The organism is Moraxella sp. CTOTU48717, assembly GCF_032057165.1.
Lineage (GTDB): Bacteria > Pseudomonadota > Gammaproteobacteria > Pseudomonadales > Moraxellaceae > Faucicola > Faucicola tetraodonis.
The window spans coordinates 1-11646 of record NZ_DAMBBC010000001.1 but is presented as its reverse complement, the minus strand read 5'-3'; the positions used below and the strand labels follow the sequence as shown (position 1 = coordinate 11646).

At 42.6% G+C, this 11646-nt stretch carries 8 protein-coding genes; 1 reads left to right on the top strand and 7 read right to left on the bottom strand.

Annotated elements, in window-relative coordinates:
* Nucleotide 1: 1 nt before the first annotated feature.
* The 4 genes from RT084_RS00040 to RT084_RS00025 form a co-directional block, all read right to left on the bottom strand.
* Nucleotides 2-862, bottom strand: coding sequence for a 16S rRNA (uracil(1498)-N(3))-methyltransferase (locus RT084_RS00040; RefSeq protein WP_313096887.1), 861 nt, complete (start codon nt 860-862; stop codon nt 2-4).
* A gap of 277 nt (nt 863-1139) precedes the next feature.
* Nucleotides 1140-2531, bottom strand: coding sequence for an adenosylmethionine--8-amino-7-oxononanoate transaminase (gene bioA / locus RT084_RS00035; protein ID WP_313096882.1), 1392 nt, complete (start codon nt 2529-2531; stop codon nt 1140-1142).
* 221 nt (nt 2532-2752) lie between these two features.
* Complete coding sequence (locus RT084_RS00030) at nt 2753-4114, bottom strand: CitMHS family transporter (protein WP_065252473.1); 1362 nt, start codon at nt 4112-4114, stop codon at nt 2753-2755.
* Between the two features lie 133 nt (nt 4115-4247).
* Nucleotides 4248-5423, bottom strand: coding sequence for a helix-turn-helix domain-containing protein (locus tag RT084_RS00025; RefSeq protein ID WP_312384579.1), 1176 nt, complete (start codon nt 5421-5423; stop codon nt 4248-4250).
* Nucleotides 5424-5619: 196 nt separating this feature from the next.
* On the opposite strand from RT084_RS00025, the gene exaC reads away from it, so the two are divergent.
* A complete protein-coding gene (exaC, locus tag RT084_RS00020; protein ID WP_096488733.1) occupies nt 5620-7131 on the top strand; it encodes an acetaldehyde dehydrogenase ExaC in 1512 nt (503 codons plus the stop codon).
* Nucleotides 7132-7385: 254 nt separating this feature from the next.
* Here the strand turns inward: exaC and lldD are convergent, their stop codons facing one another.
* From lldD to lldP, 3 genes are all read right to left on the bottom strand, one after another.
* Nucleotides 7386-8534 carry an FMN-dependent L-lactate dehydrogenase LldD gene (gene lldD, locus RT084_RS00015; protein ID WP_138019086.1) on the bottom strand — a complete coding sequence of 383 codons (1149 nt, stop codon included), beginning with the start codon at nt 8532-8534 and terminating at the stop codon, nt 7386-7388.
* A gap of 142 nt (nt 8535-8676) precedes the next feature.
* Nucleotides 8677-9450, bottom strand: a complete 774-nt coding sequence (locus tag RT084_RS00010) for an FCD domain-containing protein (RefSeq protein WP_219331073.1) — start codon at nt 9448-9450, stop codon at nt 8677-8679.
* 13 nt (nt 9451-9463) lie between these two features.
* Complete coding sequence (gene lldP / locus RT084_RS00005; RefSeq protein ID WP_409519585.1) at nt 9464-11137, bottom strand: L-lactate permease; 1674 nt, start codon at nt 11135-11137, stop codon at nt 9464-9466.
* Between the last annotated feature and the right edge of the window lie 509 nt (nt 11138-11646).

Below are 11646 nucleotides of genomic sequence, written 5' to 3'. Positions count from 1 at the left end.
ATTATTCCTGTGCAAGGGTCAAAGTTTGATGTAGCGTCAACAATGAAGACAATGCGACAACAGGGGCTGTTTCAGTTCGTAGCACACGCTCGCCAATTTGCCAAGGCATAAAATCTTGCTCGATAGCTTGCGTTATTTCTTGCGCTGAAAACCCACCTTCGGCACCAATGAGTAACCAAAATTGGGCTAAAGTACATTGTCTAAACTGGTTTGTTATATGAGGTAGCGGGTTGGTATAGGGCGTGATGGGTTCAATATCGTGATGCTCAATGTCGTTACCTTCAATTTGATTACAAGGTGGCACTAAGCCCCTGTCATGAGGAGGAACGGCTAAAATTAATTTGGTCACGTTGCTAGAAGTGGGCACGCCTGCTGGCTCATCAATCCAGTCGCTAAAAGCTTTTGGCGCCAGTAAGTTTGGCACGATATTAAGCCCACATTGTTCACAAGCCGATACCGCAACCTGCTGCCAATGGGCGAGCTTTTTAGCGGCTTGGTCTGCTTTTAGGCGTACTTCGCCATGTTGGCTTGTGAGCAGTTGAATCGATGACACCCCAAGCTCTGTGGCTTTTTGAATGGCATAATCCATGCGCTCGCCACGGCTCATAACCAAGGCAATGTTGACAGTAAATGGCAAATCTCGATTGATCGGATTAAAGTCGTTGATGGTAACGAGCGCTTGTTTTTTAGTGATATCCGTTAAAGTAACGGTATATTCACCACCTTGACCATCAAAAAACAACGATTGCTCGCCCATACTTGCTCTTAACACTTTACACCAATGATGAAAAATCTCTTCGGTCAAAGGCACAGTGCTGCCAACTTGTAGCGAATTTGGTTGGTTGTAAAAAAATCTACGCATAAATCATCTAAGTAAGTTTCACGATTGAGTTAAGTTAAGTAGGTTAAAATGCCTACAAAAGTTAAATATTTTTTTTGACGATAATCTCATTGATTATACGTTAAATATTAGCAATGTAGACATAAGCTGTGAATTTTAATACAATTTTTTATAATACGGTAAGAATTGAACCTTTGTAACAAATCCTAACTTTTGAAGATAAATTATAATAACAAACATCTATTTATAATTAATTGGCTAATTAGTCAGTAAATCTCATAAGGCGTTAGTAAAGGCGTTAAGGCAGATCGATGGCTTGAGACGAGCCTTTCGGTATTTTTGGGAGATTGTCACAAAGCTTTTGCAAACAATGATTTAATATGCCAAAAATGTGCCCAATCTCTGCTGGGGTGGTGCAATAAGGCGGAATAAGATAAACATGGTTGCCAATCGGACGAATCATCACGCCTTGATCAAGGCATAACTGGGCAAAGGCTTTGCCCAAATTTTGAGAAAAATCCAAGGTAAAAGCTGCAATCATGCCGGTTTGACGTACAAACTTTATGGGTAAATTGGCATCAGCTAATTGCTGTAAGCCATGCGCCATCGCTTGGATAAGGGATTGGTTGTGTAGCAAGACATTATCGCGTTCAAACAGTTCAAGCGATGCCAAAGCTGCGCTACAAGCCAATGGGTTGCCAGTAAAACTATGCGAATGTAAAAAGCCTTTTTCCACTTTGTCATCATAAAACGCTTGATAAACATCATCGGTTGTCATGACGCAAGACATTGGCAGATAGCCTGCCGTTAGACCTTTTGACAGACAGATAAAGTCAGGGCAATAATCGTCTTGTTTATCCGCATCTGCCAAGGCTAGCATTTGTTCTACCGCAAACATAGTACCTGTACGACCAAAACCCACGGCAATCTCATCATATATCACATGGATGTGATAATGGTGCGCAAGTTTGGCAACGCCAAGCAAATAATTAGCAGAATACATCGCCATGCCCGCCGCCCCTTGTACCAAAGGTTCAAGGATAATCGCACAGATATCGCGGGATTTTTCTGCCAAGATGCGCTCTAGTGAATCCAAGCTTTTTTGCTCATGCAGCTGCGCTGCGATAGCGTCAGTATTGAAAATATGCGCGGGGGAAGGAATACGAATTTGACTGACAATCAAATCTTTGTATTGCTCACTAAACAGCGGGATATCTGTCACCGCAAGACTGCCAACGGTTTCACCGTGATAACCGTGTTCCAATGAGATAAATTTGGTTTTTTGCGTTTGCCCTGATTGCTGCCAGTACTGCAAACTCATTTTAAGTGCGACTTCCACCGCCCCTGAGCCACTGTCGGCAAAAAAAGCTTTGGTGAATGATTTGGGCGTGATGGCAACCAATTTTTCTGCAAGCGTCAAAATCGGCGGGTGAGTGACACTAGCGATTAAAGTATGCTCAAGCGTATCGAGCTGCTGTTTTATTTTTTCGTTGATAAAGGGATGGCAATGTCCATGTAAATTGACCCACCATGAGCTAATCATATCGTAATAGGCGTTACCGTCGTGGTCGTATAATTGATTGCCTTGAGCTTTGACGAGGTGGAGTGGGGGATTGTTTTCAAGGGCTTGCATCTGGGTGCAAGGAAGCCATAACGCGTTATTCATAAGGGTCTCAAAATTTTTTGTCACATTGTAGCACTTTTGACCCAAGAAAAAAGGCTTGAAAATGCCAGCCTTCTAATGCTATGAGTTATATGGTAATAATAGGAACGGTAATTATCACAGAATTTACGTACTATAAATTTTCGATAAAAAAGCGTCTAAAAAATGTCGTTTTTAGACGCCTGTATAAACAGTAAATTTATAATGGTTACTAAAATCGTATAATTAAAATACCCGATGATAGCCTGTCAAAGTGGCACACCACCCACCGTGAATATCGCTAAGGAAAATGCGACAAAAATACCAATCGCCCATTTGGCTGATTGAATCTGCCATTTACCCATCTCAACACCTGTAATATGCAGCAATAGATAGATAAATCCAACCAATGGACTTAATAAATGAAATGCTTGACCAGCGGTTGAAGCAATCGCAATATCCATTGAGCTAAAACCATATTTTATCCCAACTTGGTTTAATACTGGCAACACACCCAAATAAAAAGCATCATTACTTAGCAAAAACGTACCAGGTACAGAGATCAAGGCAACAATCAACGGCCAGTGATTACCAAATCGCTCAGGAATCCAAGTCGCTAGGGCTTCGCCCATGGCATGACTCATACCTGTGCCAGATAAAATCCCCATAAACACACCCGCTGCCAGCACCATGAAAATTACTTGTACAGCTGATGAGCCATATTTTTCAATAATTTCACGTTGATCGGCCTGTTTCGGGTAATTGGCCATTAAAGCAACGGCTAATGCAATCGCAAAAATTAATGCTGAATTTACCTTTGGTAGAAACCACATACCACCAAAAATAAGTTCAATCATGACAAGCAGCGTCAAGCCAAAATTAAACCAAATGAGGTGGGGTCTAGTAAATTTAGCATCGTCCTCATGTGGTGTATCGATTAGATGTACCATACCGTCTGTGTTTAGATTGGTGATACCCAGTCGTTTTCTCTCTGCTAAACCCCGTATGACAGCCACAGCAATGACCCATATGGCGGCGATAATCATCCCCGGCATGATTGCACGTAATAACTCCCCCTCATCAACATGCAGCGCTGTGATGATACGTGCGGTGGGTCCTCCCCAGGGTAATAAATTCATGATAGAGTTTGCTAAGACAATTAATACTGCTAAATCCATCATTTTCATATTCAATTTGCGATATACAGGTAGCATGGCTGAACAGACCACAAGAGTGGTCGTCGATCCATCGCCATCAACTGAGATGCCTAGTGCAAGAATCGCTGTGCCAACCAAGACTTTTAAAGGGTCGCCCTTGACTGCTCGGACAATAAAATTGACCAATGGCTGAAACAATCCAGCACTCAGCATTAAACCAAAGTATAAAATCGCAAATAACAGCATAAGTGCTGTACCTGCAACACCTTTAATTTTTAAATCGGCATCGCTGATCATCCCTGCAATAGCATATTTAGGAATATCAAGTGCAGAAAACCCCCACTGGTTTATGGCTCCGGCGATAACACCAATAATTAAAGGCACTAAAATAAGAGAGGTAAAAGGGGACGCTTTGCGGGTCATGATAAGTATCATAAACCCGATCACAATTAATAATCCAAACAGCGCTAACATAGTTGTAATCCTTTACATGGTCATTTACAAAGGTGGCAATATTAGCATAATAATTTGTGTTTTTTTGATAATTTCTATTTCAACGAAAAATTTATGATTAGGGGAAAATTGACGGTTAAGCAAAAATTGATGGTTACCGATTTGACAGTACCTCTAAATGTTGGTGAATTGAGAGGTTATCTGGCATTAATTCAATCAACCTTTCTATAGCATCGCTAGCATCAGGACAATTTGCCAAATGCATGAGTAATAAATCAACCTGATCTGAATGATATATGGCTTGGCTCAAGCGAGCTTCTAAACAAGTGCGCCAAGTGCATAAAAAAGGGCTCTCAGTTTTGCTAAAAAATATACCGGTATATAACTTGATGGCTGCTTCTAAATAACCAGCATTTAATGATTGTTCAACCCGTAAAAAATCACCATCAATAGGCATTAATAATCGGTAAGGACGAGAACCCAATAAACCAGTAAGTGTATCACGTAACTGCGACATTTCAGTCTTTAGCGTACCTTGTGACACTTTACGCTCACCATAAATCGCTTGGTGTAAGGCATCTAAGCTCATGCCTTGGGGACAAAGTGCTAACACTGTCAATATCTCGACTTGCCGAGGGGTCAGCCGCAAGGTTTTGCCATTGAATATGACGCTGGGTTCGTTAAATCCTTGAATATACAGATAGTGTCTTTGGCACTCATTCAAAGCGGATTGTAAAATACTGGCACAGCGTTCAGCAGCAAATATGCCAAAATTATTGTGATTCTGCCAAGTGGTCGATAAATCCAGTACGCCAATGACTTGCTTGGTGTGCGGTTCAATGATAGGCGTGGCGTAACAGACCCATTCATGAACCGAAGGCATATAGTGTTCATTGGAAAAAACGCAAGTTGATTGCTGCGTTTTTAGTGATAATGCAAGCGCATTTGTGCCAACTTGGCTTTCTCCCCAACATCCGCCTTCGATGAAGTTAACCGCTTCGGCCGCTTTTTGCATAGACTTGCTGGCAGTCGTCCAGATAATCGTACTACCGATATCAGCCACAGCCATCACCATGGAGGATTTCAACGTGATATGTTGTAATTGATTTTGACAATAGTCTAAGGCTTTTTTTAGATAATACGATTGATCGCTTTTGGTGGCGTTAATGGGTGCTTGTTGGCGCTCAGTTGGAATGTTGGCACTGTCTGAGCGATGCCATGACTGAACGATACTTTGTTGGATAAGATCTGCATTATTATCGGTAAAGGTAATGTTAAAACGCCTCTTATCAATCCGATGCCTTTGCTCTAACAGTCTATTTTTATTCATATTTTAAAATATCCTAATTCACTAACCAATCCTTGGTTTTTAAAATAAGCTATCCTCAATAGTATAATGTACATCCCTTATTGTAAAGGATAATTAAACACCTACCTTTTACCTACCGTTTCTGTAATAATATGAATGTGTAACCCCCAACTGCACGAAGCAGTTTATCTACCAACTGACAAAAGGAAATGTCATTATGCGTTATGCTGACCCTAATACTGACGGTGCTAAAATCAATTTTAAAGAAAAGTATGACAACTTTATTGGCGGCCAATGGGTTGCGCCTGTTAAAGGTGAGTACTTCGATAACATCTCACCCGTCAACGGCAAGCCCTTCGCCAAAGTCGCCAAATCAAGTCCAGAAGACATTGAACTTGCACTTGATGCTGCCCATACTGCTAAAACTAAGTGGAATGCGGCTTCACCCACAGAGCGCTCTAATCTATTATTAAAAATCGCAGATCGCCTTGAGCAAAATATTGAGTTATTGGCAGTAGCTGAAACATGGGAAAACGGTAAGCCCATCCGTGAAACTTTAGCTGCGGATATACCACTTGCCATTGACCATTTTCGCTACTTTGCCGGTGCAATCCGCGCGCAAGAAGGCGGTGTTTCACCCATTGATGATGACACCGTCGCTTATCACTTTCATGAACCTCTAGGTGTGGTTGGACAAATCATTCCTTGGAACTTCCCAATTTTAATGGCTACCTGGAAAATAGCGCCTGCACTAGCCGCGGGTAACTGCATCGTCTTAAAACCCGCCGAGCAGACGCCTGTGAGCTTATTGGTGCTTGTTGAATTGATTCAAGATTTGCTACCAGCAGGTATTTTAAATATCGTGAATGGGTATGGCGAAGAGGTGGGTAGTCATTTAGCTAGAAGCCCACGCATCTCAAAAATTGCCTTTACTGGCTCAACCCCTGTCGGTCAGCTTATTATGAAGTATGCGACAGAGAATATTATTCCAGTTACTTTAGAATTAGGCGGTAAATCACCCAATATTTTCTTTGCCGATGTCATGGATAAAGAAGATGATTACCTAGAAAAAGCGCTTGAAGGTTTTACTATGTTTGCGCTCAATCAAGGTGAAATATGTACCTGTCCTTCGAGAGCCTTAGTGCATGAAAGTATCGCCGATGCCTTTTTGGCGAAAGCCGTGGAACGGGTAAAACGTATTAAAACGGGTCATCCATTGGATACGGAAACGATGATTGGTGCGCAAGCCTCTCAGGAACAACAAGACAAAATCTTAGGCTGTATTGCTACAGGCAAACAAGAAGGCGCCGAGCTTTTAACCGGTGGAAATGCCAGACATGAGGTAGGTGAAGGCTATTATATCGAGCCGACGATTTTTAAAGGCAATAACCAAATGAAAATCTTCCAAGAAGAGATTTTTGGCCCAGTATTGTCTGTGACGACTTTCAAGGACTTTGATGATGCCATGCGTATTGCCAATGATACTATGTTTGGGCTGGGTGCTGGCGTGTGGGCACGTAGTGGTAATACTGCTTACCGTGCGGGGCGTGGCATTGAAGCTGGGCGAGTATGGACAAACTGTTACCACATTTATCCAGCCCATGCCGCATTTGGTGGTTACAAGAAATCAGGCATCGGGCGTGAAAACCACAAAATGATGTTAGAGCATTACCAAAATACCAAAAATTTACTGGTCAGCTATTCTGAAAAACCGATGGGCTTCTTCTAGAATTTGATAGGTCATAAACAACAAAAACCGCTCTCATAGAGCGGTTTTTTTATCGAAAATAAAAAATATCAATATTAAATTCATTTACCATCGCTCAATCAACCATTCATCATAAGCGGTTATTGCGCCATGAAGTTGATAAATTTAATGCACTTAGTGGCGCGGTGAACTTAGCTAAATCATAAAATCTTAGGATTTACCAGAATAAAAAAATCCCATAAAGATGCTAAGGTTGGCTATTTACTGTCAGTCTATCAAGTCAAAGTACTAAAATCTACTAAACAGTCTCGATTGATATCTTGAATTCGGTTTGCACTGGTCAATGTCATTGCCACGCGCATTTCTTTGTCTATCAAGTTGAGTAAATTGGTCACCCCAGCTTCACCATCGGCGGCTAACGCATAGATAAATGCACGTCCTAACATACATAAATCTGCCCCCAATGCCAACATTCTCACCACGTCTAAGCCATTACGGATACCCGAATCCACTAAGATTTTGATATCACCTTTAACAGCATCAGCAATTTTGGGTAGGGCAGTGGCGGTTGACATCACGCCATCAAGCTGACGTCCACCATGATTGGAAACCACGATACCATCAGCGCCAAAACGTACCGCATCTTTGGCGTCTTGTGGGTCAAGAATACCTTTGATGACCATAGCGCCATCCCAAAAATCACGAATCCATTCTAAGTCTTTCCAAGAAATCGAGGGATCAAAGTTATTACCGAGCCAGCCGATATAATCTTCTAAGCCAATCGCTTTACCAAGATATTTAGAGACATTACCCAAGTCATGGGGTCTTCCTAGCAATCCCACGTTCATTGCCCAGTGCGGATGGGTGCACGCTTGTAGATAGCGACGCATGGCGGCATTGGGTCCACTCATGCCCGAGTGCGCATCACGGTATCTCGCCCCAGGTACAGGCATATCGACGGTAAACACCAGCGTTGAACAGCCTGCTGCTTTGGCGCGCTCCAGCACATTTTGCATAAATTTACGGTCACGTAACACATACAGCTGAAACCACATAGGGCGATTGATTTTTGGAGTAACTTCTTCGATAGGGCAGACGGATACCGTTGACATGGTAAATGGAATGCCTTTTTTGTCAGCAGCCATGGCTGCTTGGACTTCACCACGGCGAGCATACATACCTGTCAAACCCACTGGCGAGAGTGCCACAGGCAAAGACAGCTGCTCACCAAAAATCTCAGTGGATAAATCAAGCTGCGTCATGTCTTTTAATACCCGCTGACGTAAGGCAATACTCGATAAGTCTTCAACATTACGTTTTAGGGTGTATTCTGCATACGCGCCACCATCAATGTAGTGGAATAAAAAAGGGGGTAAACGGCGGCGAGCCGCTTCTCGGTAATCATTGGCAGAAGAAATAATCATAATATCCCTATCTTAACTATATTATTAATGGTAGAAATAGCCACGTGCATTCAAAAATGTTTACACTAAAATACGTTTATCAAATGCGCCTGAATTAACAGGCATCAGTATTAAAAAGCATCAGTATTAAAAAGCATTAGTATTAAAAAACATCAGTGGCCAATCGGGAAACTCGCTGTCGGCGAGCCGTTGCCTCATCAATCTTGGCAACCTGTTTTATCACAAACTCAATATGCTCACCCACGGCTTTGCGAGCTAATTCACTATCACGCGCGATAATCGCATTCATCATTGCCATGTGCTGCGTATGTAGGGTTTCAAAGCCATAATGCTCGGTGTAAATTTTTCGCCGAGCTAATACCACGTTATGTCGCAGTAGGTGAAAAACATTTTTCATCATCTGCAACAATACCGCATTTTGGGAAGCTTCAGCAATCGCTAAATGAAAATTGGCATCGGCAATAGCGGCTTGTTCGGTATCGCCATGCGCCTGACTGTTTGCTAACTGCTCATAGTGAAAGCGGATTTTTTCAATGTCTTGTTTGCTGGCTCTTTGGGCAGCGTACCAAGCTGTGCCGCCTTCTAGTACAATTCTTGCTTCTTGCACATCAAGTCGATACAGGGGATCGGCATCTAATAACGGGGTTAAGGTTCGTAGTATCAAACTATCAGACAGCGCCACAAGGGGTTGGTTCTGTTTAATTTTTTGCACATCTTTGACAAACGTTCCCGACCCAATGCGACTTTCGGTAATACCGACACTATTCATCTGCTGTATCGCTTCACGCAGTGCGGTACGAGATACCCCTAGTCGCTCACACAAATGGCGCTCGGCAGGTAATCTATCGCCATTTTTTAACCCTTCACGGTCTATTAGCGAAATTAATTGTTCAATAACCTGCGTTGCAACCTTCATACCTTACCCATCATTACCCGTGTGGAATCATCCAAGGCACGACATACGCTTGTAGCGTGATGAGCACGCCCATCATAATGGTAAAAATAATACTATGTTTGACGGTAAATCTGAACAAATCTGACTCTTTACCGACCAAACCTGTGGCGGCACAGGCAATGGCAATGGATTGCGGAGAAATCATTTTACCAGTCACACCACCCGAGGTATTGGCTGCCACTAACAACACCTCAGGCACACCAATTTGCTGAGCAGTGGTGGCTTGAAGGGCGGCAAACAACGCATTGGCTGAAGTGTCTGAGCCTGTCAAAAACACCCCTAACCAACCCAAAAATGGTGAAAAGAAGGTAAAAGCTTTGCCCGTGTGTGCCAATGCTAATGCTAATGTAGCAGACAACCCCGAATAATTGGCGATAAACGCAAACGCCAACACCATACCAATAGAGTAAATCGGGGTGCGTAGTTCTTTGACGGTCTCGCCAAACGTCGATAACGCTTCTTTAGGACGCATTTTTAGCATCACGATAGAGATAATCGCCGCGAGCACGATGGCAGTACCTGTTGCCGAGAACCAATCAAATTTATAAATGGCCGCATAGTCGGTAATCTTGGTGACGACTGGGGGCAATTTTTGTACTGCATTGTGCAAATACGGCACATTGATACTCATCACCATATCGACTAATGCGCCATCAGGGTGACCATCTTTGCCTTTGACAAACAAATCTTTAAACGGCTTAATGCTCCACAACGACACCATCGCGGTCAAAATCGCAAACGGCATCCAAGCTTTGATGATTTGAGCGGGCGAGTAATGGGTGGTTGGCAACGGTGCTGATACGCTTGTGGTATCACCCATCTGATTTTTGCCATCGACTTGATTTTCAAAACGGAACACATGCTTGGGCTGCCACACTTTAAATAGCAACGTCAAACTGATTAACGAGGCAATAGCAGCGGTAATATCAGGCAACTCAGGTCCAATGTAGTTTGAGGTCAAAAACTGCGCAATAGCAAACGACCCACCACCGACCACAATCGCTGGGAAGGTTTCACGAACCCCGCGCCACCCATCCATAATCGCCATAATCCACACTAACACAATCGGCACAATAAAAGGCAACTGACGTCCGACCATTTGGCTGATGGCATGGGTTTCTACCCCAGATACTTGTCCTGCTACGATGATTGGAATCCCCATCGCGCCAAAAGCAACAGGGGCGGTATTGACAATGAGGCAAAGTCCAGCGGCATACAAAGGCTTAAACCCTAATCCGACCAATAACGCTGCTGTGATAGCCACAGGGGCACCAAAGCCTGCTGCGCCTTCTAAAAAAGTACCAAAGGCAAACCCGACCAGTAACATCTGTAAGCGTTGGTCTTGGGTGAGCGATAAAATACTGGAGCGGATAATATCAAATTGCCCTGTTTTTACCGTGACTTTATATAAAAATACCGCCCCGATAATAATCCAGGCGATAGGCCAAAGCCCGTAGAAGAATCCATAAATCGCGGATGATAACGCTAACGTCACCGGCATTTGATATAAAAATAGGGCAACAAGCAGCGCTAAAATAACGGTAATAGTGCCTGCGACACTACCTTTTAAGCGAAACACCGCTAAGGCTAGAAAAAAGAAGATAATTGGGATAAGGGCAATGGCACTTGAAAGCCAAATATTGCCCATGGGATCGTAAATCTGTTGCCAATGTTGCATCATTTCCTCCATGAAATAATTGGTATTACCAAAATAGTCTGAGTGTCAATAATTGGTCAAATAATAAAGAAAATTATGCTTTAATTCAATTGAATTTTAAAAAAACAGCGATATTTTTTAGGTTTTTTGTAAATTGGTAATACCAGTTTGTGGTAGTAATGTGATTTATTGTGTAGATAGATACAAAAAAGCTTGTTATTGAAGTCAGCAGAGTTTCAAGTTTTTACTGTCAGGGTGCGTGATGAAAGCTACCCAGTATTTTGCTGTATGGTTGACAGCACAAGCCATGAGGGACGCAAGTAGCGTGCTTTATTTTTTCAAAAGACATCAACTAGAATAACTTTTTGACTAAGGTAGGTTAATAGTAGGTAGAGCGCATTGGATGACTGAACTAAAATCAAGTCATAGTGATTTTATAAGAATATATTTTACCCCACTCTCAACTTGAAATAAGCAACTCAAACTGAAGTGGGGGGTTA

Bases quoted from the DNA above. Each gene is read 5' to 3' on its own strand.
- RT084_RS00040 (WP_313096887.1), bottom strand. From the start codon at position 862: ATGCGTAGATTTTTTTACAACCAACCAAATTCGCTACAAGTTGGCAGC.
- RT084_RS00030 (WP_065252473.1), bottom strand. From the start codon at position 4,114: ATGTTAGCGCTGTTTGGATTATTAATTGTGATCGGGTTTATGATACTT.
- RT084_RS00025 (WP_312384579.1), bottom strand. From the start codon at position 5,423: ATGAATAAAAATAGACTGTTAGAGCAAAGGCATCGGATTGATAAGAGG.
- exaC (WP_096488733.1), top strand. From the start codon at position 5,620: ATGCGTTATGCTGACCCTAATACTGACGGTGCTAAAATCAATTTTAAA.
- lldD (WP_138019086.1), bottom strand. From the start codon at position 8,534: ATGATTATTTCTTCTGCCAATGATTACCGAGAAGCGGCTCGCCGCCGT.
- RT084_RS00010 (WP_219331073.1), bottom strand. From the start codon at position 9,450: ATGAAGGTTGCAACGCAGGTTATTGAACAATTAATTTCGCTAATAGAC.
- lldP (WP_409519585.1), bottom strand. From the start codon at position 11,137: ATGGGCAATATTTGGCTTTCAAGTGCCATTGCCCTTATCCCAATTATC.